Raw genomic sequence first — 24,715 nt, 5'->3', positions numbered from 1 at the left:
ATGTTGCTCCGATCTGGTCAAACAGGAGACTGCCAGGAGCGACCTGGTCGAGAAATCTCCGCAGTATCGCGCGCTCCTAAGCGTGTTACGGGCAAAACCCGAAATAACGGAGCCTTGACGCCGCCCAGGCTTGCAGCCGCAGGCTGAGCGGCAGCTTGTCTGGATGACAGATCTGGCGCGATAAGGTGAATACCAAACCTGAAGGGCTGGTTTGGGCGATCGTTGCCCGCTTCATGGCGGTCGCCCTCTTTTTTGATTCCCTTGCTCCGTTATTCCCGCAGATTGCAAAAAGCTATAATATTTCCGACGGAACATTCCAGGCCATGCTGGGGGCAAGCTATGTTGCTTTTGCCTTTTCACAGCTGATCTCTGTTTTTATTATCAACCTTGTTGGTCCCAGCCGCACATCGTCCCTGTCCTGCCTCTATCTTGGCCTGGCCGCCATTTTGCTATGCCTCATACAAAACAGCCATGTTTTTGGGGCCGTCCTTCTCTCAATGTTTGCCATCAACAGCATGGGTTCAAACGCGACCCGCGTGGCGCTGCGGCAAGCAACGTCAGACGCAGCGTACAAAAAGATCTATGCCTGGGCCACTGGCGCAGTTGAAATCAAGCAGATCGCCATGCCGCTCATCGCAGGCGCCCTGAGCGCCGCCTTCGGTTGGCGGGTGGCCATGACAGCGCTTGTCACGCCCGTCGTCGTGGCAGGCGTCTCGATTGAACTGATCGACAGAAGACAGCCAGAAAAGACCGTTCGCGCCAAAACCTGCGTCCCCGACCATTCAGGCTGGAAAACCCTTCTCACCATGCCGGCGTTCGTCAAACCAACGCTGATCGCCGCCGCGTTCCAGATCGCGTTTTCCCCCCTCAGCGCCCGCCTGCCGTTTCTTCTGGCCAATGAGGCGCGCCTGACGCCGACAATGGTCGGCCTTGTATTGTCAGCATCGACCAGCGCCGTCGCTGGCGGCCTGTTTGTCAGCGGCTATCTGGCGCCGCGATGGCCAGGAAAAGCCCTGATGCAAACCGGCGCGATGATCATGATGGCTGGCGCTGTCACGATGCTCTTCGGTCGTATGCTGGGGGTCTGTTGCGCGATTGCCGCCACCATCGTCGTGCAGGCTGCCTTTGGCTTTATCATTCCGCCCTGTTCCGGCGATGCGTTAAGCGCATCGGAACAGCACAGGATAACCGCGTCAGCCATATTCGGCTTCGTTCAGGCGATTGTCGCGGGGCTTTCCATAGCCATCGTCGGGGCGTCCGGACTGGCGAAGACCAGCGCCATCACAATCCTGCCCGCCATGGCTGTCGCAACGATCGTGGCTATCATGGCTGTTATCCGGGACTGATGCGCACAGGCGGCGTCCGCCTGTTCACACGGCGCCGGAACGACATTCCCGTTTCGGCCTGACTGGAATTTCTGGCGGGAGTTTCCGGCAGAAGCGACGCCCGCAAACCCGCGCCATGTCGGGCGCCGGGCGCGTCAGGATCCCCGCCCCCTTCCTGGCGCGCGCCTTACGCCTCAGGCCGCGCCGCCGGCCCTGAAGCAGGCGGAGACGATCTCCTGGGCTTCGGCCTGGATCAGCTTCAGGTGGTCTTCGCCCAGGAAGCTCTCGGCGTAGATCTTGTAGACGTCCTCCGTGCCGGAGGGGCGCGCGGCGAACCAGCCGTTTTCCGTCGTCACCTTGACGCCGCCGATCGCTTCATTGTTGCCGGGCGCGCGTGACAGGCGGGCGGTGATCGGCTCGCCGCCCAACGTATCGCGGGTGATCTGCTCCGGAGTGATCGCCTTCAGCACCGCCTTCTGGGCGGCGTTGGCGGGGGCGTCGATACGGGCGTACACCGGCTCGCCGATCTCGCGGGTCAGGTCACGATACAGCTCGCCCGGGTCCTTGCCGGAGCGCGCCGTCATTTCCGCCGCCAGCAGGCCGGCGATCAGCCCGTCCTTGTCGGTGGCCCAGACGCCGCCGTCGCGGCGCAGGAATGAGGCGCCGGCGCTCTCCTCACCGACGAAGCCGAGCGAGCCGTCGATCAACCCATCGACGAACCATTTGAAGCCCACCGGCGTCTCCACGAGCCGGCGGCCGAGGCGCGCCACGGCGCGGTCGATGGCGCTGCTCGACACCACCGTCTTGCCAACGCCCACATGCGCGCCCCATTGCGGCCGGTTGGCGAACAGGTAAGCGATGGCGACGGTAAGATAATGATTGGGATTGAGCAGGCCAGCCGACGGCGCGACAATGCCGTGACGATCCGCGTCCGTGTCATTGGCGAAGGCGACGTCGAAGCGGTCGCGCAGGTCGATCAGCCGGGCCATGGCCCAGGGGGATGAGCAATCCATCCGCACCTTGCCGTCATGATCGACGGTCATGAAGCGGAAGGTCGGGTCGACCGCGTCGTTGGTCACGGTTCCGTTGAGGCCATAGCGCTCGAAAATCGGCTCCCAATAACGCACGGCGGCCCCGCCCAGCGGATCAACGCCAATGCGCACGCCCGCATTACGCACCGCTTCCAGGTCAATGATGGCGCCAAGGTCGGCCACATAGGGCGTGATGTAGTCATGGCGCCGCACGCAGCCGCTGGCCATGGCGCGGGCGAACGGCATGCGCCGCACATCGGCGAGGCCGCCGCGAATGATGTCGTTGGCGCGGTTCTGGATCAGGTCGGTGATGTCGGCGCCCGCCGGGCCGCCGTGCGGCGGATTGTATTTGAAGCCGCCATCCTCCGGCGGGTTGTGCGAGGGGGTAATGACCACGCCATCGGCGAGGCCCCTGTCGCGCCCCCGGTTCCAGCACAGGATGGCGTGGGAGATGACCGGCGTCGGCGTCCAGGCCAGATCGGCGTCGACGCGCACGTCCACGCCATTGGCCGCGAACACCTCGATGGCGCTGGCGAAGGCTGGCTCCGACAGGGCGTGGGTGTCCTTGCCGATGAACAGCGGCCCATCGACGCCCGCCGCCTTGCGGTGCTCGCAGATGGCCTGGGAAATGGCGAGAATGTGCGCCTCGTTGAAGGCGGCGTCGAACGCCGAGCCGCGATGGCCGGAGGTGCCGAAAGCGACGCGCTGGGCGGGATTGTCCACGTCCGGCTTCAGGACGAAATAGTCGGTGACCAGCCGCGGCGTATTGATCAGCTGCGACGGCTCGACCTGTTTGCCCGCCCGCGGGCTGATGGCGCTCGACATATAAGCTCCCCTTGCCTGAGACCTGGACGTCCGCCCGGAACCTGGACAGACGCAGCCCCATCATATGATCCGGCTCGCGGGGCCTGGAAGCCGCGTTCGCCGCCTTTTCAGAACATGCGGCGCAAGCGGATACACAGGCCGCCATTCATTGCAATCGTCCAAACACGGCGAGGCCGTGGCGGCCGCGCGCCGCTGCGGCGCCCGTCAACAGCTCGCGCGACCACCCGCCACAGCCATGCGCCGTTTTATACGCCTGCGGGCTGTTGAATAACGGGCGTCAGGATGTATGGTAATTTCAGAAATTTCTGAAATCACCGTCTGAACCGTCATGTCCATGAATCTGCCGCCGCTCGTACAATCCTTCGTGCTTCATTTCGGTGAAATGGGCAGCCGCTGGGGCATCAATCGCACGGTCGGCCAGATCTACGCCCTGCTCTACGTCTCGCCCGAGCCGCTGTGCGCGGACGAGATCGTCGCCGCGCTCGGCATTTCCCGCTCCAACGTCTCCATGGGGCTGCGCGAATTGCAGGCATGGAGCCTGGTGCTGCTGAAGCACCTGCCCGGCGACCGGCGCGATTTCTTCACCACGCCGGATGATATCTGGGTCATTCTCCGCACGCTCGCAGAAGAGCGCAAGAAACGGGAAGTCGATCCCACCCTGTCGGTTTTGCGTGAAATTCTCATCGAGCAACCGGCCAGCGACATCGAACGGCACGCCCAGCAACGCATGGCCGAGATGCACAGCATGATTGAGCGGCTAACCAACTGGTACGATGATGTGAAGCAGCTTGACCAGGAAAGGCTTGCATCCTTGTTGACCCTGGGTTCGCGGGTCACCAAACTGCTTGAAACGACAGACCGGATCGTGTCCCTCGGCCGGAAACGGCGTCCAGCCACAAGGGATTGAGACCATGCGAGGCAATCCCTGGCCAGCGGAAGCAGGTGGCGGCGCCCCTCTCCCGGAAACCGGCGAACAGGCGCCGATGCTCCCGCGCGCCGTCGCCGGAAGCTGCGCCAGGCCGCCCGCATCCGGCGGCGCCTCGCCTGCCGCGGCGGCGGTTCGGGCCGCCGTGCCGGCGGGTGACGCAGCGCCCGCGGCGCCCGCCGCCAGGAAACCGCTCATCCCCGCAACCTCGCCCACCCGCAAGACCACACACAAGCCCCCGCCCGCCGGCCAGGGCAAGGTCGCCGCGCGCAACGCCGCCCTCATCCAGGCGGCGGCGGCGCTGATCTGGGCGCCGCAGGCGGCGCTGATCGCCATGGCGATCGGCGGCCTCGCCCATGGCGCGCCGGCCAGCGCCATGCTCGCGCCGGCGGCGGGCGTGCTGGCGCTCGGCCTGTTGCGCGCCGCGCTCGACGCGTTGGGCGTGCGCCGCGCTTTCCAGGGGGCCCGCCCAATCCTCACCGCGCGCCGGCGCGACGCCTGCGCGGCGATGGCGGCGCGTTCGCCGCTCGACATGAACCGGGCCGCCTCCGGCGAAGCCGCCGCCATTATCGGAGAGCAGGCCGAGGCGGTGCAGGCATGGCTCGCCCGTTTCCAGCCGGCGCGCATGAAGGCCAGCATTGTTCCGCTGGTCATCCTCGCCTGTGTTGCGCCCCTGTCCTGGGTCGCGGGCCTGATCCTGCTCATCGCCGCGCCGCTCATTCCGCTGTTCATGGCGCTGATCGGCTGGCGGGCGAAGGCGGCGAGTGAGGCGCAACTGGTGGAAATGGGCGCCATGAACGCCTTTTTGCTCGACCGCCTGCGCGGCCTCGCCACCATCCGCACCCTTGGAGCGGTGGAAACCACCGCCACGCGCCTGCGCGCCAACGCTGAAACCGTGCGTCGCAAAACCATGGCGGTGCTGCGCATCGCCTTCCTGTCCTCGGCGGTGCTGGAGCTGTTCTCCGCGCTCGGCGTGGCGCTGGTCGCCGTGTACATCGGCTTTCACCTGCTCGGCGATCTGCCCTTCGGCGCCTGGGGCGGCAAGCTGACCCTCGCCCAGGGCCTGTTCATCCTGCTGCTGGCGCCGGCGTTCTTCGAGCCGCTGCGCGAGCTTTCCGCCGTCTGGCATGACAAGGCCGCCGGCGAGGCGGCCATGACGGCGCTGGACAGGTTGTCGGCGCCTGGCGAGGGGCCCGCGGCAATCCCCCTGCCCGGCGCTCAGGCGCCGGAACGCCAGGGAGAGGCCGCGACGGATCCCGCCCGGTCCGGGTCGACGCCGCCAGCCTCATCCCTGTCCGTCGCCCCCCCGCCAACAGGTCCCCTGATGGTGACAGCGCATGGGCTGCGTTTCCGCTACCCTGGCGCAGCGACCCCGGCCCTGCCGGATGGCTTCAGCGTCAATATCGCCGCCGGCGAACGCGTGGCGCTGCTTGGCCCAAGCGGCGGCGGGAAATCCACCCTGCTGGCGCTGCTGGCGGGCCTCGCCGCGCCACAGCACGGCGTCATCACCATTGGCGGGCAGCGGCTCGATGATGCGTCTGCCGCCCGGCTTCGCCAGCGCATGGCCTGGATCGGCCAGCAGCCCCATGTTTTCACCGGCGGGCTGGAAGCCAATGTCAGCCTTGGCCGCGCCGCGCCAAACGTCAGGGCCAGCGCCGGGCGGGCCCTGCGCTGGGCCAATCTCGCCGACGTGGCCGCCAGCCGTGGCGGCGCCATTATCGGCGAGGGCGGCGTTGGCCTTTCCGGCGGTGAGGCGCTGCGCCTCGCCCTCGCCCGCGCCGCTTTCAACCAGGAAGCCGGCCTGGTGCTGGCCGACGAGCCGACGGCGCATCTCGATCGCGCCACCGCCGGGGCTGTCACCGAAAGCCTGCTGGAGCTTGCGAAGGGACGCACGCTGATCGTCGCCACCCATGATCCGGAGCTGGCCCGCCGCATGGACAGGACCATTCATCTGCCGTCACCCACCGCGCTGGAGGAACGGTCATGACCGCGCCCGCGCCGGCCACGCCGCACCGCGCCCCGCCGCGCGATCCTGCCCTGTGGCGCGCCCTTGCGGCGGTGCTGAAACTGTTCTGGACCGGCCAGCGCAACCGCCTGCTGCTCGGCGCGGCGCTGGCCGCCTTCACTGTGCTGGCGGGCATCGCCCTGCTCGGACTTTCCGGCTGGTTCATCACCGCCACCGCCATCGCCGGCGCATCAGCGGCGACGGCCCTTGCCTTCGACGTGTTCGCGCCGTCGGCCGGCATCCGTCTGCTCGCCCTGACCCGCACCGCCTCCCGTTATGGTGAACGCCTCGTCACCCATGACGCCACCTTCGCCGTGCTGGCGGCGCTGCGCGAGCGGGCGTTTCGCGGCTGGGCCCAGCCCGGGGCCGCCCGGCGGTTGCTGCTCCGCCCGGCCCGCCTGCTGTTCCGCCTGACCAGCGACATCGACGCGCTGGACTCGCTCTATTTGCGCATTCTGGTTCCCGCCGCCGCCGCCCTGGGCGCGGCGCTGGCCGCTGGCGTGGCCCTGGGGCTGATCAATGGCTGGTTTGGCCTGCTCGCCGCCTTCTGGTTGCTGCTCGCCGGCCTTGGCGCGCCGGCGCTGGCGGCCCGGCGGGCGCTGGCGCCGTCACGCCGGCGCAGCAGCGGCCTTGAAACCTTGCGGCAACGCATCATTGAGCTCTCGGCTGGCCAGACGGAGCTGGTCATGGCCGGGCGCATGGCCGCCGCGCAGGCGCGCATCGCCGACGCCGACGCGCGGCTCGCCCGCGCGGACGATGCGCTGAACCGCATCGAGGCCGGGGTTACGGCGGCGTTCGGCGTGGCGACCGCGGCGCTGCTCGCGGCCGCGCTTTTGACCGTCGCGGTCCTTGCCGAAAGCGGCGGCGTCGGCGCGCCTGTCGCCGCCATGGCGGTGCTGGTGGCGCTGGCGGCGCTCGAACCCTTCGCCGCCTTGCGGCGCGGCGCCATGGAACTGGGCCGCGCCCTGCTGGCGGTGGGCCGTCTGGCGCCGCGCCTCGCCGACCAGCCCGCGGCGCCGGCGCGACTGCGGCCCGGGGACGGGAAAACCGCCGCGACCTTGCGCGGGGTCTGCGTGCGCCACCCAGGCGCCGCCCGCCACGTGCTGGTCGACATCGACCTGAACGTTGGGGCCGGCGAGCGCGTCGCCGTCATCGGCGCCAGCGGCGCCGGAAAGTCCACCCTGCTGGCGTTGCTGGCGGGCGAACTGGAGGCAACCTCCGGGGAGGTCCGCAACTGCCCCGCCAGCCTGCTGACCCAGCGCACCGAACTGTTCCAGGACACCTGGCGCGGCAACCTGCAACTGGCGGCGCCCGGGGCCGACGACGCCGCGCTGATGGCGGCGCTGGCCGCGGTGAGCCTGGATGACGTCGTCCGGGACCGGGCGGCCGGGGCGTTGAAATCGCCGCTCGACGCCCCGCTGGGCGAGGGCGGGGCCGGCCTTTCGGGCGGTCAGGGCCGGCGGCTGGCCCTCGCCCGCCTGCTGCTCCGCGACGCGCCGCTCTGGCTGCTTGACGAACCAACCGAGGCGCTGGACGCCGCCACCGCCCGCGAGGTGCTGGGGTGCGCGGCGCGCCTGGCCGAAGGGCGCGCCCTGATCATCGCCACCCATCTGCGCCGTGAGGCCGGGCTGGCGGACCGGCTGCTGGTGATGGACCACGGCCGCCTGACGGCGGAAGCCCGACGCGGCGAGCCCGCGTTCGACGTTTTGCTGGCCGGCTTGCGGCCGGACTGAGTTTGACCGGGCCCATGCCCGGAGCGCCAGCAGACGCTGGCCGTGACTGGATTGCCGGAGGCGACGGGCGACCGTCGCCGCGCCGGCGCGGATAACGCCGGGCCTTGAACCCGGCGGGGGCGAACGCCGCGAACGTGACCGCGTTCTGGCGACAGCTTGGGGAACCATGGAGCGATGCTCCGGCTGGAGCCTTGCCGGCGCTGGCGACAACGCCGGTGCAGGGCTCCAGCGGGACATGGAGCGCATTGCTCGCAAGCCGGGTTCGCCCGGTCAGGCGCTGACGTCCGCCCCCGCCATGGGGCGGACCAACCAGGGGGCCGGGACGGATGTCCTGGCGAAACAGATGGAACTGGACATTGTCGCCCTGTCGCGACTGCAGTTCGCGTTAACGGCGCTGTATCATTTTCTGTTCGTGCCGCTGACGCTCGGACTCTCCATCCTCGTCGCCATCATGGAGACGGTCTATGTGATGACTGGCCGCCCGATCTGGCGGCAGATGACCAAATTCTGGGGCGTGCTGTTCGGCATCAACTTCGCCATCGGCGTATCGACCGGCATCGTCATGGAGTTCCAGTTCGGCATGAACTGGAGCTACTACAGCCACTATGTCGGCGACATCTTTGGCGCGCCGCTGGCCATTGAGGGCCTGATGGCCTTCTTTCTGGAAGCGACGTTCGTCGGCCTGTTTTTCTTCGGCTGGGACCGCATGTCCCGCGTTGGCCACCTGATGGTCACCTGGCTGATGGCCCTTGGCACCAATTTCTCGGCCCTGTGGATTCTCATCGCCAATGGCTGGATGCAAAACCCGGTCGGCTCGGTGTTCAATCCCGAAACCATGCGCATGGAAGTCGCCAGCTTCTACGACGTGCTGATGAACCCGGTGGCCCAGGCCAAGTTCGTCCACACGGTCTCGGCCGGCTACGTGTGCGGCGCCATTTTCGTGCTCGGCGTTTCAGCCTGGTACGTGCTCAAGGGCCGTCATCTGGAGCTGGCGAAGCGCTCGATGACCGTGGCGGCCTCCTTTGGCCTTGCCGCCTCGCTCTCGGTCGTGGTGCTTGGCGACGAAAGCGGCTACCTCACCAGCGAGCACCAGAAGATGAAGATGGCCGCGATTGAGGCCATGTGGGAGACCGAGCCGCCGCCAGCCTCATTCACCATCATCGGCTTCCCCGACCAGGCGGCGCGCGAAACTCACTACGCCGTCCACATCCCGTGGGTGATGGGCCTGATCGGCACCCGTTCGCTCGATACCCCGATCATGGGCATCAACGAACTGACGCAACGCGCCGAAGGCTTCATCAGGAATGGCGTCGTCGCCTATGACGCCCTGCAGAAGATCCGCGCCCTGCCGCGTGGCTCCGCCATCCCCGCCGATCTGCGCAAGACCTTCGAGGACAACGGCAAGGATCTTGGCTACGCCCTGCTGCTGAAGCGCTACGTGGACGACCCGCGCCAGGCGACGCCGGAGCAGATCCTCAAGGCCGCCAATGACACGGTGCCCATGGTGGCGCCGGTCTTCTGGCTGTTCCGCATCATGGTCGCCTGCGGCCTGGTCTTCATCCCGCTCACCGCCGTGTTCTTCGTGCAGTCGGCCCGGCGGCGTCTGGAAGGCCCGCGCTGGCTGCTGTGGCTGGCGGTGCTGGCCATTCCGTTGCCCTGGATCGCGATTGAAGCGGGCTGGATGGTCGCGGAGCTGGGGCGCCAGCCGTGGGTCATCGAAGGCGTGCTGCCGACGGCGCTCGGGGTGTCGAGCCTTGGCGCGCGCACCGTGCTGATGACCATCATCGGCTTCACGGCGCTTTATCTGGTCCTCATCGTCATCGAGATGAAGCTGATGCTGCGCGCCATCCGCAAGGGCCCCGAGCCGGATGATGACCCGGAAGTCGCCCTCGTCCCCGCCGCCCTCGCGCCCGCGGAGTAAGCCATGATCCTTCACGAACTGATCTCTTATGAACACCTGCGCCTGATCTGGTGGGTGCTGCTCGGCGTGTTGCTGATCGGCTTCGCCATGACGGACGGGTTTGATCTTGGCATCGGCGCGCTGCTGCCTTTCGTGGCGCGCACCGACGTGGAGCGGCGCGTCGCCATCAATTCCATCGGGCCCGTGTGGGAAGGCAACCAGGTCTGGCTGATCCTCGGCGGCGGCGCGATTTTCGCCGCCTGGCCCCAGCTCTACGCCGTGTCGTTCTCAGGGTTCTATCTGGCGATGTTCGCCATATTGATGGCGCTGATCCTGCGGCCGGTGGGCTTCAAGTACCGCTCCAAGATTGACAGCCCGCGCTGGCGCAATGGCTGGGACTGGGCGCTGTTCATCGGCGGCTTCGTGCCGGCGCTGATCTTCGGCGTCGCCGTCGGCAATGTGTTGCAGGGCGTGCCCTTCCGGCTCGACGACACCATGCGCATCTTCTACGACGGAACCTTCTTCGGCCTGCTCAATCCCTTCGCCCTGCTCTGCGGCGTGCTGTCGGTCTGCATGCTGCTGACCCATGGCGCGGCCTGGCTCGAGGTGAAAACCGAAGGCGCGGTGAGCGATCGGGCGAGGAGCATCGGCTCGGTCACCGCGCTGCTCACGCTCGCGCTGTTCGTGCTGGCCGGCGTATGGCTCTATTACGGGATCGACGGCTATCACATCACCAGCGAGATCGTGCGCGGCGGTCCCTCCAACCCGCACGCCAAGACGGTGGCGCTGGCGCCGATGGCCTGGTTCGCCAACTATCAGGCGGCGCCCTGGACGCTGATCGCGCCAGTGCTCGGCGTTGCCGGCGCGCTGGCGACCTTCATCGCCTTGCGGGCCCGGGGCGAAGTCTCCGCCCTGTTGTGCAGCAACATCGCCATCTTCGGCGTCATCGCCACGGTCGGCGTCGCGATGTTCCCGTTCATCCTGCCGTCCTCGGCCGATCCGAACGTGTCGCTGACCGTGTGGGACGCCTCGTCGAGCCACCTCACCCTGTTCATCATGCTGGTGGCGACAGCGGTGTTCCTGCCGATCATCCTGCTCTACACCGCGTTCGTTTACCGGGTGCTGTGGGGCAAGGTCGACGCCAAAGCCATCGAATCGGGCGACAGTCACGCATACTGAGAAAGGGAGGACGATCGCATGTGGTACTTTTCGTGGATGCTTGGCCTTCCGCTCGCGGCGGCTTTCGCCGTGCTGAACGCCATGTGGTACGAGCTGATGGACGATCAGGCGAAGCAAAAGGCCGCCGCCCGCAGCCAGGCCGGCGCGGACCCCGCCTGACAGCCTGACGGGACGAACCAGCCGCGCCAATCGCGCGGCCACACCGCCTCACGTGGGCCAGGCCCACGCCTCCAGCATCTGGTGGTTCCTGGCGCCATGCGCCAGACAAACAGGAAGGGCGGCCCGCCGGCCGCCCTTTTCATTATCGCCGCCAGAAACCCGGCGGTTGGCCGCGCCGCCGGTCATCGCGGCGATGGAACAGACCCTGACATGAAAAAGCCCCGCTCCCATCCGGGGCGGGGCCTTCAAATCCGGCCGCCCCGGGCGGGCGGCGGGAGGCGCTTACCAGCAGCCCCAGGCGTTGCAGCGGCGGTAGCCGTAGTAGCCGTAGCGCGGACCGCTGTTGGCGCCGAGAATGGCGCCGCCCACCACGCCGGCGGCGGCGCCGACGGCGACGGCCGTGGCGGCCTGGTCGGACTGGCGACGGCTCTGGTCAAAGGCGGCGGCGACGCAGCGGTCGTAGGTGGCCGTGCCAGGACGCAGACCGGTCTGGCGGCAGGTCATCTCGGCGGTCACCGCCGATTCCTGGGCGCTCTGACAACCGGCGAGCATCGCGGCGACGCCAACGGCCGCGGCGGCGAGAGACCAACGAAATGACGACATGCGCTTCCCCGTTAAAAACATAACCGATACCTTCGCAAACGATATCCCGACGCGCTTGTCAATACAGGCTTGCTTTACTTTATATGAAGTACAGCCACGTCCAAGCCTTGCTTACGCCCGCTAACGGAATGATCCAACAGTTAAAGCAAAATCTTTTATGGAAACGTGTAAATATTTTTTTGAAATACGCAAACATGGCGAAATATAATCTCAATTTTCATGATTCAGCTGCATTGTCGCCATATATGCTCCACGCCCCCTCACATGAGAATCGGGGGTCGCCGACCCTGACGACGCTCCTTCCAGGCCGGCTTCCGCTCCCCCCGGCGCCGATTTACTTTTCATCAACCATTGACGCCACGCGCCGGCTGCCCGCCCCGGCCGCCGGGGCGTCCGCGCATGATCCCGCCCGCCATTGCTGCGGAGCCACACTCTTTGAATGACATTTTCGTGATCGTCCTTGCGCCTGCCGCGCCGGCTAGCGGTGGAGCGACAAATTGCCCGACTTAATTGTAGGACAATCGTGCGCTACAAAACCCCGCAAACAGGAGGAGAGCACCGTGGCCGTGACCGAAACCCAGCTCGCTGAACTTCAGGCCCGCCTGAAGGACTTCATGGCGAAACACATTTATCCCAACGAACAGCGCTACTACACGGAAGGCGAGAAGCTTGGCCCGTGGCGGGTGATCCCGGTCGTGGAGGAGCTGAAGAAGATCGCGAAGGCGGAAGGGTTGTGGAACCTGTTCCTGCCCGACGATCCGCGCGGCGCCGGCCTCAACAACCAGCAGTACGCCACCTTGTGCGAGATCATGGGCCGCTCGGTGATGGCTCCCGAGGTGTTCAACTGCGCCGCCCCGGACACCGGCAACATGGAAGTGCTGGTTCGTTATGGCACGCCGGAGCAGCAGAAGCAGTGGCTGGAGCCGTTGCTGGCGGGCGAGATCCGCTCCGCCTTCTGCATGACCGAAGCCGACGTCGCCTCCTCCGACGCCACCAACGTGCAGCTCGAAATCCGCCGCGACGGCGATGAATACGTGCTGAACGGCCGCAAGTGGTACACCACCGGCGGCACCGACCCGCGCTGCAAGATCCTCATCGTCATGGGGCGCAGCAACTTCGAGCCAGGCGCCAGCCCGCACGCGATCCAGTCACAGATCCTCGTGCCGAAGAACACCCCCGGCGTGAAGGTCATCCGTCCGCTGCCGGTGTTTGGCTTCTATGGCGTGCCCGACCGCGCCTCCGAGGTGTGGTTCGACAATGTCCGCGTGCCGGTTTCGAACATGCTGCTTGGCGAGGGCCGCGGCTTCGAGATCGCCCAGGGACGCCTTGGCCCGGGCCGCATTCACCACTGCATGCGCCTGATCGGCATGAGCGAGCGCATCCTGGAGCGCATGTGCCGGCGCGCCGACGCCCGCGTCGCCTTCGGCAAGCCGGTTTCCGAGCAGACCGTCACCCTGGAGCGCATCGCCGAGGCGCGCATCATGATCGAGCAGTGCCGCCTGCTCACCATGAAGGCCGCGTACATGATGGACACGGTCGGCAACAAGGAAGCCAAGCAGGAAATCGCCATGATCAAGGTGGCGGCTCCGAACATGGCCTGCAAGATCGTCGACTGGGCCATCCAGGTGTTTGGCGGCGGCGGCACCAACAACGACCACTTCCTCACCGTCTGCTACTCGCTGGCCCGCGCCCTGCGCCTGGCCGACGGCCCGGATGAGGTGCATCGCAACCAGATCGCCCGCCTGGAGCTGAAGCGCCACCGCAACACCGACCCGGACTTCACCGGCGGTCGCGGCCTTGGCTTCACCCGCCAGGAGGCCCAGGAGTTCGCTGACGCCGGCCTGTGGCCGCGCCCGGCCGACTGGACCGAGTAAACCGCGACAGCGCCCGGCGCCGTGTGCGCCGGGCGGCCGGTCAGGGCGCCGCGCCCGATAGTCCGGCGGGGGCGCAGCCCGCCGGCTTGAGAACGCGCCGTGTCGACGCCGGCGCCCGCGCCAGCAGGCGCGCCGGACGGATGGGACGGGCGACGAGGGCGCCGCCGCAATTGGGGCAGAAGCCGCCCAGCGTCTGCTCCGCGCAACTGGCGCAAAACGTGCATTCGAACGAACAAATGCGCGCATCGGGGCTGGACGGCGGCAGGTCGCGGTCGCAGCATTCGCAATTGGGGCGCAGCTCCAGCATCGGGCTCCTCCATCAGCACGCTGATATCCTACATGGCAAACCCACCGTCACCTATCGCCGCGCCTGCCGCCGCCAGTTCCCGTGACAGCCTGTTCAGCGCCATCGTGCGCGGCCTCTATGAAGGCCGCTACGCGCCGGGGCAGCGGCTGGTGGAGGCTGACCTGACGGCGGAATATGGCGTCAGTCGCGGCCCTGTGCGCGAAACCCTCAGCCGCCTCGCCGCCGAGGGCATCGTCACCCTGTCGCCGGGACGCGGCGCCGCCATCCGCAAGCTGGGGTGGCGGGAGGCCATTGACCTGCTGGAATTGCTGGAGGCGCTGGTCGGCCTCGCCGCAGCAGCAGCCGCGCGCCGCGCCGCCAGCGACGCCGCCGGCGCCGCGCGTCTGGAGGCGGCGGCGAAGCAGCTCGCCGCCTTCGACCACGCCGCGCTCACGCCGGATTACGCCCTGGCGCGCGACCGTTTCTATGGCGCGCTGGTTGATCTTGCCGGCAACGCCGAACTGGCCCGGGTCATGCCGCGCGTGCAGTCGCACCTGCTGCGCATCCAGTTCCGCGTCCAGGTGGCGCGTTACGATGAACTGCGGCACCAGGATTACGCCGTGATCGCCCGCGCCGTTCTCGCCGGCGACGAACACAAGGCCCGCGCTGTCACCCAGCAGCACTTCCGCCGCATGATCGACGTGATGCACGAGAGCCGGCCTGAAGCCTGACCCCCGGTCTGCTCAGGCCTTCAGGCGGTAGCCGGTGCGGAACATCCAGCCGATGATCGCCAGACAGGCGACCATGAAGCCGAGCGTCATGGCGAGGCTGACGACGATATTGACGTCCGAGGTTCCAAAGAAACTCCAGCGGAAGCCGCTGATCAGATAGACCACCGGATTGAACAGCGACACCGAGCGCCAGAATGGCGGCAGCATGTCGATGGAATAGAAACTGCCGCCAAGGAACGCCAGCGGCGTCACCACCAGCATCGGCATCAGTTGCAGCTTCTCGAAATTGTCGGCCCAGATGCCGATGGCGAAGCCGAACAGGCTGAAGGTGACGGCGGTAAGCACAAGGAAACCCAGCATCCAGAACGGGTGCTGCACGCTCAGCGGCGTGAACAGCGCGGCCGTGGCCAGGATGATCAGGCCGAGCATCACCGATTTTGTCGCCGCCGCGCCCACATAGGCGGTGACGATCTCCACCACCGAAATCGGGGCCGAGAGCTGCTCATAGAAGGTGCCGACGAAGCGCGGAAAATAGATGCCGAACGAGGCGTTGGAGATGCTCTGGGTCAGCAGCGACATCATCATCAGGCCCGGCACGATGAAGGCGCCATACGGCACGCCGCCCACCGCGCCCATGTGGCCGCCGATGGCGGCGCCGAACACCACGAAATACAGCGCGGTGGAAATCACCGGCGCCACCACGCTTTGCAGGATGGTGCGGCGCGTCCGGTCCATTTCATAGCGATAGATCGCCGCGATTGCGCGCAGGTTCATTGGGCGCCCTTCACCAGGTCGACAAAAATATCCTCAAGGGAACTGCGCCGCGTGTCGATGTCGGCCACGGTCAGCCCCTCGGCGGCGATATCGGCCAGCAGGCCGGGCATGCCGGCCCGCACCCGCGCCGGCTCATAGATCCAGGTGAGCGCCCGGCCATCGTCGCCCAGCCGCACGCCGCGCTCCGCCAGCCGCGCCGGCAGCGCCCCCAGCTGCGAGGCCAGGGTAACGGTCACCTGCTTGCGCCCGAGGTTGCGCATCAGGGCGTCCTTTTCCTCCACCAGCATCAGCCGGCCGCGATTGATGACGCCGATGCGGTCGGCCATCTCTTCCGCTTCCTCGATGTAATGGGTGGTGAGAATGATGGTGACGCCGGCGTCCTTCAGCCGTCGCACCAGCCGCCACATGTCGCGGCGCAGGTCAACGTCGACGCCGGCGGTCGGCTCGTCAAGGAACAGGATGCGCGGCTCGTGCGACAGCGCCTTGGCGATCATCACGCGCCGCTTCATGCCGCCGCTCAGCGTCAGGATCCTGTTGTCCTTCTTGTCCCACAGGGACAGGTCGCGCAGGATTTTTTCGATCAACGCCGGATTGGGCGGCTTGCCGAACAGGCCCCGGCTGAAGCTGACCGTGGCCCACACGGTCTCGAACGACTCGGTGGCCAGTTCCTGCGGCACCAGGCCGATCTGCGCGCGCGCCTTGCGGAACCCGGTGATGCTGTCATGACCGTCGACGCTCACCCGCCCGGTGGAGGCGTTGACCAGCCCGCAGATGATCGAGATCAGCGTCGTCTTGCCGGCGCCGTTGGGCCCGAGCAGGGCGAAGATCTCGCCCCGCGCGATATCGAGATTGAGCGGATGCAGGGCGGTGAACCCGCCGTCATAGGTCTTCGAAAGATCGGAAATGGACAGAATCGTCGACATGGCCGCCTGTATACGCCGCCCGCCGATCTGTGACAGGAAATATTTTGCACGCCTGCCATGCCAGGAGCCCGCCCGCCCCCCCAATTGTCATGGCCAGGGCAGACCCGCCGATGACGTGCAAGAGGCAAGGCGGCGAACATCACGCCTCCGGGCGCTTCAGCGGGCGCAGCGCGGCGGTGGAGCTGGCGCGGGCGATCAGTTCGCCCTCCATGTCACGCAATTCACCTTCCAGAAAGGCGATCGACCTGCCCCAGCGGGTGATCCAGCCGGTGGAGCGGTATTTGCCGGGATGGGCGGCGAGCAGGAAGCTCACCTTGATCTCCAGGCTGGGCACCATGACGGTGAAGCGGGATTTGGCGATGCAGGCGTGCGCCATGGCGGCGTCGATCCAGCCGGTGACAATGCCGCCCTGAACAATGCCGCCGCGCGGGTGGCCAACCACCGAATGGCAATGATCCTGGGTAGCGGTCCAGGCCATGGTGGTTGTTTCAGTTTCCACGTTGTAACCGGCGATGCCGCCGCCAAGGGTGCGCAGGCACGGATTCACGTTCTTGCGAAATGTCTGGAGAATTTCCTGCTCGGTCACGGGCGTTTCCTTGTCTGCTGTTTCCTTCCCCATGCCCCGCAGCTCCCGCGCGGTCAATGCCCGGTACTTTCCCGCCAGCCGCCATGCCCGGCTGCCCGCCTTGAGCGCTTGACCGGGCCCGCGCGCCGCGCGTATGAATTTACATATATTTTCATAATATTATTCATGAATTGTCTGTGACAATTATTATATATGAGGCGCAAGATGCCATATATTGTCGCGATTATTGCGGGCTTATCCGGATTTTTGTTTGGATATGACGAAGGCGTTATTGCCGGCGCCCTCAGCAGCCTGCGCCAGGCGTTCACGTTCTCCCCGTGGCTGGAGGGCTGCATGACCGCGGCCGTGCCATTTGGCGCCCTGTTCGGCTCGCTGGCCGGCGGGTGGCTCGCCGACCGCTGCGGGCGACGCGGCGCGCTGATCCTTGCGGGAACCCTGTTTTCCATCGGCGCGGTGGTGTCATCGCTGGCCTGGGACGCCGCCTCGCTCACGGCCGCGCGCCTGGCCATTGGCCTCGCCATCGGTCTGGCGGCGGTGGCCGCGCCGCTCTACATTTCGGAGAATGCGCCAGCCCGCCATCGCGGCATGCTGGTGTCGTTCTACCAACTGGCGATCACCCTCGGCATCCTTGGGGCCTACATCGCCGGCTATGGGTTTGAGGGCAGCTGGCGCACCATGTTCGCCATCGGCATGGTTCCCGGCGTCATTCTCGCCATCGCCATGGCGACCATGCACGACACGCCCCGCTGGCTGATGCTGCGTGGACGCGAGACGGAGGCCCATGGCGCCCTGATCCGCAACGGCCTTGGCGCCCAGGCGGAGGCGGAGCTGGAGGGTATCCGGCGCTCGATCGCCGCGACGCCCGCAACCGTCCGCTGGTCGGCGCTGTTTTCCCGGCGCGTCCTGCCCGCCACCACCGTCGCTGTCGGCCTGTTCATCCTGCAGCAGCTGAGCGGCATCAACGCGGTGATTTATTATGCGCCCCTGGTGTTCCACGAGGCCGGTTTCGGCAGTCACGGCGCCCAGCTGCTGGCCACCATCGGCATTGGCGTGGTCAATGTGGCGATGACGCTTGTCTCCATGGCCCTGATCGACCGGATCGGCCGGCGGCGCATGCTCTACATCGGCTTTGCCGGCGCCGCCCTCAGCCTCGCCGTGATCGCCGGCGCCGCGGCAAGCAACCTCCCGTGGCTCAACGCCGTGGCCTTCGCCAGCCTGCTGGCCTATATCGCCGCCTTCGCCATCTCCATCGGCCCGCTGCCGTGGCTGATGATGTCGGAAATTTTCCCGATTGACGTGCGCCCGCTCGGCATGGGGCTGGCCTCCATCGCCAACTGGGCGTTCAACGCGCTGGTGGTGTTCGCTTTTCCGGCCCTGCTCGGCATGGTGGGCCTGACTGGCGTGTTCGCCGGTTTCGCCATCGCCTGCCTTGTCGGCGTGATCTTCACCTGGGCCCTGGTGCCGGAAACCACCGGCGCATCCCTGGAGGATATCGAGGCGCGTCTGTCATCGGGGGAGCGCCTTCGCGACATGACGCGGGTTGCCTGACGCCCGACCCCAGACGGCGCGGCGCGTTTTCCGGAAGGAAGGCGCCGCGCCCTGGCAAACAGCGGCGCCCTGCCCTAGCCGCTGCCCACCATGCTGGCGGCCACATTCACCCCGAGCGCCAGCACGGCGGTGTTGAAGAAGAACGCCAGCACCGAATGCCCGGTGACCAGCCGCCGCATCCGCCGCCCGGCCACGCAGATGTCGGACGTCTGGCATGCAACGCCGATCGTCAGGGCGAAATAGGCGAAGTCGAAATAGTCCGGCTCCTTCTCGTGATCGGGAAACAGCAGCCCGCCGCCCGTTTCATACCAGGCGTGGGCGTAATGCAGCGTGAACGCCACGTGCATGAACATCCAGGCGCTGAAAATGGTCAGGACGCCGAGGCCGATATGCCAGGAGCGGACGCCGGCCGGCAACCGGGGCGCGGCGCCAAGCACCGAAGCGATGGCCACCAGGCAGGCGCTCGCGGCGATGCACGAAACCAGCAGGATAATGGCCGCGCCCTCGTCCTGCTCGGCCGCGCGCCGGCGCATGCGGGCTGCGTCGGAGCGCAGCATCACCGCCGCCGTCAGCAGCAGCCAGAGCACCGCGCCGATGTTCCAGGCCACCAGCAGCCGCGCCGGGCCGGACAGGGGTTCGCCCCAGGGCAGCCAGCCGGTCGCCAGCCACGTGGCGGCCATCACCAGGAACGCCGCGAACGTGCGCGCCCGCCCCCGGATGATGCGGATCACGCGCCGCGCCAGACCATGTTGATGCCGATGGCCGCCGTCCGTCATGGGTTGCTCCGCTCATACCAGGGCGCGAAGGCGCGCTGCCCCACGTGGCGCGTGGAGGGCCCAGACATCGCCCGGGGCAAGCCAGCGCGCTTTGGCCATCGCGCTTTGGCCGCCATGTCCTGACCAGCGCGCTTTGGCCTCAGGCCCGCCGCGCAATGATAAACCGGCGCGGAAACGGCAACAGCGTGGTTCCGTCGCGCTGGGGCGGATACGCCTCGCTCACCGCCTGGGTGTAAGTATCCAGGAACCAGGCGCGCTCGTCCGCGTCCAGCGGCTCAAGGAACGGGCGCAGTCCCGTGCCCATCACCCATTGCGTGATGCTGGCCGGGCTGGCCATGCGATGATGGTAGGTGACGCCCCAGATATCGAGATCACTGCACAGGCCGCTGAGCGCGTCGTAACAGACGCCCACCGGCTCCAGCGGCCGGCGCAGAATGATCGCCCCGGCGAGCTTGCTCGCGAACGGCGCCTCCTGGGCGATTTCACGCATCAGCCGGTGCGAGGGCTGCTCCAGATTGTCGGGCATCTGCACCGCCAGCACCGCGCCGCTGGAAAGGGCGGCGAGAATCCGCGCCATGGCGGCCAGATGCCCCGGCACCCACTGGAACACGGCGTTGGCGAACAGCAGGTCGGCGTCCTGCGGCGGCGTCCAGGAGGCGAGATCAGCCCCGGCGAAGTTGACCTGCGGCAGGCGCCGGCGCGCCTCCTCCAGCATGTCGGGCGAGGAATCCAGCCCTTCCAGCCGCGCTTCCGGGAAGCGGTCGGCCAGCAATTCTGTGGAATTTCCCGGCCCGCAACCGAGGTCGAAGACACGCGCCGGCGCCGCGTCCCCGCCCGGACCGTAGCCGTGCCCGGGAACCCGCGCCAGCAGGTCGCGCGCCGCCCGGGTGCGCTCGTCCTCGAACTTCAGATATTGCGCGGGGTTCCATGCGGTCACGGCGTCGCTCCCTGTTTTGCGGCGGCGGAAATGGCCTTCAGCGTCTCCGGCGTCGGCCAGCAGTCCGTGCGCAGGCCGCTGGCCTTCTGGAAGGCGCCGACGGCAAGGCGGGTCTTCATGCCGGCGAAGCCGTCAATCTTCTCACGATACAGGCCAAGGCGGGTCAGGTCGCGCTGCATGGCGGCCAGTTGCCCGGCGGAGGGCTGCGCAACCTTGCCCCAGGGCGTGGCGAACGGCCCGCCGCCAGCGATGCGGTCAGCCAGATGGCCCACATACAACACGTAAAGATCAGAAAAATTGTATGCCTTGAGCACGAAATAATTCGCCCCAACCAGAAAACCGGGCCCATGCACGCCAGCTGGCAGCAGCAGCGCCAGTTGCGCCCCACGCCCCGGCGCCGGGCCGTTCTCCGGCCGGTAGCCAGCGGCGGACCATTGCGTCCACGGGCGCGGCGCATCCGGATCGGCCATGGTGCAGTCGGCCCGCGCCGGCGGCGCCACCTCGTAAGCCCAGCGTTCTCCAGGCCGCCAGCCCTCGCCGCGCAGATGGTTGGCGATGGAAGCCAGGGCGTCGGGAACCGAGGTCCAGATATCGGCCCGGCCGTTACCATCCAGATCGACGCCATAGCGGTAATATTGCGACGGCAACATCTGGGTCAGCCCCATGGCCCCGGCCCATGAGCTTTTCATCGCCGGGCGACTGACCACGCCGTCATCCAGCATCTTCAGCGCATACAGGAATTCCTGGGCGAACGTTTCGCGCCGGCGACCCGTCCAGGCCTGGGTCGCGAGGGTGCGCAGCCCGTCGTATTTTCCGGTGTTGGCGCCATAGCCGGTTTCGCGGCCGAAAATGGCCAGCGCCACCTCGCCCGGCACGCCGAAACGCTGTTCAATAGCTGCGAGTTGCGGCCGGTAACGCGCCGCCAGGCTCGCGCCTTTCGCCGCCGTCGCCGCCATGGCCCGGTCCGAAAGATACTGCGCCGGCGTGGCGCTGAACTCGCGCTGGCCCGCGTGCGAGGGCTTGCGGGGACCCCGATCGAGATTGGGCAGGGACAGGTCCGGCGTCAGCCCCGCGATCTCCCGCTCCCAGGTCGCCGCCGAAACGCCGAGCGCCAGCGCCTTTGGCCGCATGGCGACGAGAAAGCTGGCAAAATCGCCGCCAGCGTCCCCGCCCGCGGCCCTGGCCCGGGTTTCCCCGACGAGCGCCGCCGCCAGCAGCATGGCCACCCCTGCCCCACGCCTCCACCCCGCGCCGCGCGCCATCATTCACCCTTTCCGTAAAACCCTGTCCGCCAGCGCTGCACTGGGCGCCAGGGAGTGACTATATTACCGGTGACGGCATATGATCGCGGACAGATGAAGCATTTCTTTTCAACAGAATGGCGACTGGCGCCCTGTTTGGGAATTCGGCGACGGGAGGCCGGGGGATATGTGCGTCCCGCCGGGCGGCAGACGCCGCCAGCGCCTGTTGGCGCTGGCGGGATTGCCGACGCCGCGCGAGGGGGAAACCCCCGCCGGGCCGGCGTATCCGGCATTTCCAGACAGGCGCTGGCCGGCCTTGCGGGGCTCTTCGCGGTGAGCGGAGCCGGCGCACTTTGGACTGGCCCGGCCGCCGCCGGACCGGTTGAGGACGCGCTCGCCTATTGCCGCTCCGTCGGCGACAACAACATGATCAACGCCGTTCCGCCAGACATGCTGGAGCAGACGGCGAAGAAGCTCGGGGTGACGTTGCCCGCGAACGAGCCGGCGCGCGCGGTCTGGCGCTGCATGGACGGCGCCGTCATGGTGTGCATTGCGGGCGGCAGGCGTTTTTGCGGCCGCGCCGACACCCAGGTGGTGCCCTCGCCTGAAGCCCGCAAATACTGCCATGACAACCCCAGCGCCGTGGAGGTGCCCAGCTGGGCCACCGGCCGGGACACCATTTTCGCCTGGCGTTGCGAAGGCCCGGAGCCGATCGTTTCAGGCGCCGTGCGCTCCGTCGACAAACGTGGCTTTGTCAAGGAATACTGGCAGGCCTACAAACCAGACGCACAATGATTGTTTATAGCAAGTTTTATAAAGCATAATTTTCTGGATTCAGCGGCAGATTCTGTCGTAATCTTTTCATCTACATACGCTTGATCGCGCGCACGCCCTGCGCGCGGGCGCCTGCGCCGCCAGGGCGGGCGCGTCAGCCCCCGTGTTCCGCTCAGGGCGCGTCCCGCCCGGCAGGCCAGTTCCGGCCCCGGGACAGGCAGCGCGCTGGCCACGGTGCGCCCCTGCGCGGGAAACAGCGGATGGCGGCGGCGCGCCTCGCGCGGCGCGCGTGCGCCTGGAGCCAACAATACCGCCATGCCCTTGATGCCGCCGCCCTGGCGGACGTCCCATGAAAGGTTGGACCAATGAACCTGCGCCTTCCGGAGACCATATACCTCAAGGCGACCACATGCCTTCCAGCGCTCTTCCTTGCCTGCTGCCTGACAGGCGCCAACCTGGCCCACGCCGACCCGCTGCCCGCCCGCTCATACAGCTTCGCCGGCAATTACAGGACGCTGGTGGAAGACCAGAAGGCGCCGGCAGCCGTGGCGCGGTGCATCGCCACCGCCCATGACTACGCCGCGAAAGGCCGCCTGTACGATCGCCTCGGCTTTACCCGCGACGACATTGTCGCGGCCGTCGCGGCGCCGCATCAGGGCGCGTTCAGCGCCACGGACCCCCGCGCCGTCACCAGCACGCTCGCGATTTCCGGCGAAGGGCGCCGGAGGAATAGCGGCGACTGGGTCAAAATAACCCTGCGCTGCGGTGAAAGGGCCGACAGGCTGGCGGCCATCGAACTGGTCGCCCGCCCGTGACAGGCCCGGCTTGCGACAGCCGGGATTGACGCCCCTGGGCGATGACACATCGCGCAGGGGCGCGCCAGGGGCGGCGCCCCGGGTTTTCTGGACGCGGAGGCGTCAGCAGCCTCGCGCCCTGGCGTCACCGCTCGCCTGACGCGGCGCTCGCCGGCCCGGCCGCCGCCACATCCGGCGACGACTGGAGCATCCTGCGCAATGGCCGGATCAGCAGCGCCAGCGCCACCGCCGCGGCCAGCAGGACGCCGGCGCTGAACTGGAACAGGACTTCCGCGCCCCTGGCGTCGCCCGCCGCTATATGCCCGCCAGCGAGCCCGGCCAGCAGGTTGCCGATCGACGAGGCCATGAACCAGACGCCCAGCATGCGGTTGCTCCAACCCTCCGGGGCCAGCTGGGTGAAGGCGTTGAGGCCAACGGGGCTGAGGCAGAGCTCGCCGATAACCTGAAGGAAAACGGAGCCAAGCAACCAGAACGGCGACACCAGATGGCCGGATTGCGCCGCCCTTGCGCCCAGAGCCAGCACCACGAATCCCGCGCAGGCGAAGCCCAGCCCCAGCATGAACTGCACCGGTTTTTCAAGCTCGATCCCGCGGCGGCGCACGGACGTCCAGATATATCCAAGCACCGGCGTCAGCAGGATGATGTACACCGGATTGAGCGACTGGAGCCACGTGGCGGGAACTTCCATCCCGCCGATGTTCCTGTCGGTGAAATCCCGCGCGAACAGGTTCATGGAGGTGGGCGACTGCTCCAGCGCGGCCCAGAACACCGAAGCCACGACGAACAGGACAACAATCATCAGCACGCGCCGCCTGTCAGCCGATCCGAACCCGGCGAAGAAGAAAAGATAACCGAGATACCCCACCGTGATCAGCCCCAGCGCCTCACCCATGCGGGTGGCGATGTCCTCTGGTCGCAGAACGACCAGGCCAGTCACCGCGCCCACATAGAGCGCCACGAGCAGCGTGACGAAGGCCAGAAGCCCAAGCCGGATCCGGCGGGCCATGGCGCGGGTAACCGGCGGCTTGCCGCCGATCTCCATCAGGGTTTTCGGCGCGCGCGCCGCATAGACGGCAAGGCCGATCAGCATGGCCGCTCCGGCCGCCGCGAAGCCCCAGTGCCAGCCGATGCGTTCACCGAGAAACCCGGTGGTGAGGGCGCCAAAAAACCCGCCGATATTGACCGACATGTAAAAAATGGAAAAGCCACTGTCGCGCCTGACGTCATCATGGGCGTACAGGGCGCCGACCATTGAGGAAATGGCTGGCTTCATCAGGCCGGTTCCGAGCGGGATCAACATGAGGCCGGCAAAAAAAGCCGGCTTGGCGAGAACCGCCGACAGGCCGATCGCCAGATGCCCCAGCGCGATCAGCACGGAGCCCGCGAGCACCGCCCGCCGCGCCCCCAGCCAGTTGTCAGCCAGCCAGCCGCCCGGCAGCGCCAGCAGATAGACCGCGCCCGCATAAATGCCAACAATGGCCGCGGATTCCGCGTTGCTGAAGCCAAACCCGCCCCGCCCCACGGCCGCCGTCATGAACAGCAGCAGCAGCGGCCGGATGCCGTAATAGGAAAATCGCTCCCACATGTCCGTGAAGAACAGCGTGGACAGCCCTGCGGGGTGACCAAAGAATGCCGTGTCAGCCGCGCTTGCCTGCGCCGCCGCACGTGTGTCTGCGCCTTGAGATGTCATATGGCCGCCCATCAATAATCATTAAAAATAAACTGGTAACAACAAATATTAATTGCAATTATATTTTGTATTTCA

Annotated in this window: 22 protein-coding genes; 12 read left to right on the top strand and 10 right to left on the bottom strand. The window is 67.2% G+C overall.

All coding sequences use genetic code 11. The annotated features are described in order from the left end of the window. Positions 1 to 185: 185 nt before the first annotated feature. Positions 186 to 1,346: an MFS transporter gene (locus EV666_RS01470; protein WP_132001915.1), complete on the top strand. Its 1,161-nt coding sequence runs from the start codon at positions 186 to 188 to the stop codon at positions 1,344 to 1,346. 173 nt (positions 1,347 to 1,519) lie between these two features. Here EV666_RS01470 and pgm read toward each other — a convergent pair whose 3' ends face one another. After that, entirely contained in the window at positions 1,520 to 3,181 is a 1,662-nt protein-coding gene (gene pgm / locus EV666_RS01465) for a phosphoglucomutase (alpha-D-glucose-1,6-bisphosphate-dependent) (protein ID WP_132001912.1), read from the bottom strand. A 334-nt stretch (positions 3,182 to 3,515) separates the two neighbouring features. Between pgm and EV666_RS01460 the strand changes: the two genes are divergently transcribed. The 6 genes from EV666_RS01460 (at position 3,516) to cydX (ending at position 11,082) form a co-directional block, all read left to right on the top strand. Next, positions 3,516 to 4,088, top strand: coding sequence for a GbsR/MarR family transcriptional regulator (locus EV666_RS01460; RefSeq protein WP_132002756.1), 573 nt, complete (start codon positions 3,516 to 3,518; stop codon positions 4,086 to 4,088). Between the two features lie 4 nt (positions 4,089 to 4,092). Beyond that, complete coding sequence (gene cydD / locus EV666_RS01455) at positions 4,093 to 6,093, top strand: thiol reductant ABC exporter subunit CydD (RefSeq protein WP_245514138.1); 2,001 nt, start codon at positions 4,093 to 4,095, stop codon at positions 6,091 to 6,093. Beyond that, entirely contained in the window at positions 6,090 to 7,844 is a 1,755-nt protein-coding gene (locus tag EV666_RS01450; RefSeq protein ID WP_132001909.1) for an ATP-binding cassette domain-containing protein, read from the top strand. The genes cydD and EV666_RS01450 overlap by 4 nt, the downstream gene beginning before the upstream one ends. A 343-nt stretch (positions 7,845 to 8,187) precedes the next feature. Then, entirely contained in the window at positions 8,188 to 9,765 is a 1,578-nt protein-coding gene (locus tag EV666_RS01445; RefSeq protein ID WP_132002750.1) for a cytochrome ubiquinol oxidase subunit I, read from the top strand. Positions 9,766 to 9,768: 3 nt separating this feature from the next. Continuing rightward, positions 9,769 to 10,923 carry a cytochrome d ubiquinol oxidase subunit II gene (cydB, locus tag EV666_RS01440; RefSeq protein ID WP_132001906.1) on the top strand — a complete coding sequence of 385 codons (1,155 nt, stop codon included), beginning with the start codon at positions 9,769 to 9,771 and terminating at the stop codon, positions 10,921 to 10,923. An 18-nt stretch (positions 10,924 to 10,941) separates the two neighbouring features. Further along, positions 10,942 to 11,082, top strand: coding sequence for a cytochrome bd-I oxidase subunit CydX (gene cydX / locus EV666_RS01435; protein WP_132001903.1), 141 nt, complete (start codon positions 10,942 to 10,944; stop codon positions 11,080 to 11,082). A 282-nt stretch (positions 11,083 to 11,364) separates the two neighbouring features. Here cydX and EV666_RS01430 read toward each other — a convergent pair whose 3' ends face one another. Then, positions 11,365 to 11,685, bottom strand: coding sequence for a hypothetical protein (locus EV666_RS01430; protein WP_132001900.1), 321 nt, complete (start codon positions 11,683 to 11,685; stop codon positions 11,365 to 11,367). A 560-nt stretch (positions 11,686 to 12,245) separates the two neighbouring features. Between EV666_RS01430 and EV666_RS01425 the strand changes: the two genes are divergently transcribed. Next, the gene (locus tag EV666_RS01425; RefSeq protein WP_132001897.1) at positions 12,246 to 13,559 is read left to right on the top strand and encodes an acyl-CoA dehydrogenase family protein; all 1,314 of its coding nucleotides are present in this window, start codon (positions 12,246 to 12,248) and stop codon (positions 13,557 to 13,559) included. Positions 13,560 to 13,599: 40 nt separating this feature from the next. Here EV666_RS01425 and EV666_RS01420 read toward each other — a convergent pair whose 3' ends face one another. Next, positions 13,600 to 13,866, bottom strand: coding sequence for a DUF1272 domain-containing protein (locus EV666_RS01420; RefSeq protein WP_132001894.1), 267 nt, complete (start codon positions 13,864 to 13,866; stop codon positions 13,600 to 13,602). Positions 13,867 to 13,898: 32 nt separating this feature from the next. On the opposite strand from EV666_RS01420, the gene EV666_RS01415 reads away from it, so the two are divergent. Continuing rightward, a complete protein-coding gene (locus EV666_RS01415) occupies positions 13,899 to 14,576 on the top strand; it encodes a GntR family transcriptional regulator (RefSeq protein ID WP_132001890.1) in 678 nt (225 codons plus the stop codon). A gap of 12 nt (positions 14,577 to 14,588) precedes the next feature. On the opposite strand, the gene EV666_RS01410 is transcribed toward EV666_RS01415, so the two are convergent. From EV666_RS01410 to EV666_RS01400, 3 genes are all read right to left on the bottom strand, one after another. Next, complete coding sequence (locus tag EV666_RS01410; protein WP_132001887.1) at positions 14,589 to 15,350, bottom strand: ABC transporter permease; 762 nt, start codon at positions 15,348 to 15,350, stop codon at positions 14,589 to 14,591. Continuing rightward, the gene (locus EV666_RS01405; protein ID WP_132001884.1) at positions 15,347 to 16,273 is read right to left on the bottom strand and encodes an ABC transporter ATP-binding protein; all 927 of its coding nucleotides are present in this window, start codon (positions 16,271 to 16,273) and stop codon (positions 15,347 to 15,349) included. Before EV666_RS01405 ends, EV666_RS01410 begins: the two co-directional genes overlap by 4 nt. A 139-nt stretch (positions 16,274 to 16,412) precedes the next feature. Then, a complete protein-coding gene (locus EV666_RS01400; protein WP_165909862.1) occupies positions 16,413 to 16,859 on the bottom strand; it encodes a PaaI family thioesterase in 447 nt (148 codons plus the stop codon). Between the two features lie 192 nt (positions 16,860 to 17,051). On the opposite strand from EV666_RS01400, the gene EV666_RS01395 reads away from it, so the two are divergent. Then, positions 17,052 to 18,407 carry a sugar porter family MFS transporter gene (locus EV666_RS01395; protein WP_342635639.1) on the top strand — a complete coding sequence of 452 codons (1,356 nt, stop codon included), beginning with the start codon at positions 17,052 to 17,054 and terminating at the stop codon, positions 18,405 to 18,407. A gap of 74 nt (positions 18,408 to 18,481) precedes the next feature. Here the strand turns inward: EV666_RS01395 and EV666_RS01390 are convergent, their stop codons facing one another. The 3 genes from EV666_RS01390 to EV666_RS01380 all read right to left on the bottom strand — a co-directional run bounded on the left by EV666_RS01390 (position 18,482) and on the right by EV666_RS01380 (position 21,385). Further along, on the bottom strand, positions 18,482 to 19,183 hold the full coding sequence (locus EV666_RS01390; protein WP_132001875.1) for a DUF1345 domain-containing protein: 702 nt from the start codon (positions 19,181 to 19,183) through the stop codon (positions 18,482 to 18,484). A 139-nt stretch (positions 19,184 to 19,322) separates the two neighbouring features. After that, a complete protein-coding gene (gene tam / locus EV666_RS01385) occupies positions 19,323 to 20,120 on the bottom strand; it encodes a trans-aconitate 2-methyltransferase (protein ID WP_132001872.1) in 798 nt (265 codons plus the stop codon). Continuing rightward, complete coding sequence (locus tag EV666_RS01380; protein WP_245514137.1) at positions 20,117 to 21,385, bottom strand: lytic murein transglycosylase; 1,269 nt, start codon at positions 21,383 to 21,385, stop codon at positions 20,117 to 20,119. The genes tam and EV666_RS01380 overlap by 4 nt, the downstream gene beginning before the upstream one ends. Positions 21,386 to 21,694: 309 nt before the next feature. Here EV666_RS01380 and EV666_RS01375 point away from each other — a divergent pair, with 309 nt between their 5' ends. Together EV666_RS01375 and EV666_RS01370 are read left to right on the top strand one after the other, a co-directional pair. Continuing rightward, a complete protein-coding gene (locus EV666_RS01375; RefSeq protein ID WP_132001869.1) occupies positions 21,695 to 22,156 on the top strand; it encodes a hypothetical protein in 462 nt (153 codons plus the stop codon). A gap of 344 nt (positions 22,157 to 22,500) precedes the next feature. Then, positions 22,501 to 22,950 (top strand): BspC domain-containing protein, encoded by a 450-nt coding sequence (locus EV666_RS01370; protein ID WP_132001866.1) that lies wholly within the window; start codon positions 22,501 to 22,503, stop codon positions 22,948 to 22,950. Positions 22,951 to 23,074: 124 nt separating this feature from the next. Here EV666_RS01370 and EV666_RS01365 read toward each other — a convergent pair whose 3' ends face one another. Continuing rightward, positions 23,075 to 24,640: a peptide MFS transporter gene (locus tag EV666_RS01365; RefSeq protein WP_132001863.1), complete on the bottom strand. Its 1,566-nt coding sequence runs from the start codon at positions 24,638 to 24,640 to the stop codon at positions 23,075 to 23,077. Positions 24,641 to 24,715: the final 75 nt, after the last annotated feature.

The organism is Camelimonas lactis (genome assembly GCF_004342915.1).
GTDB classification, from domain to species: Bacteria; Pseudomonadota; Alphaproteobacteria; order Rhizobiales; family Beijerinckiaceae; genus Camelimonas; species Camelimonas lactis.
This window is presented reverse-complemented; position numbering and strand designations above follow the sequence as displayed.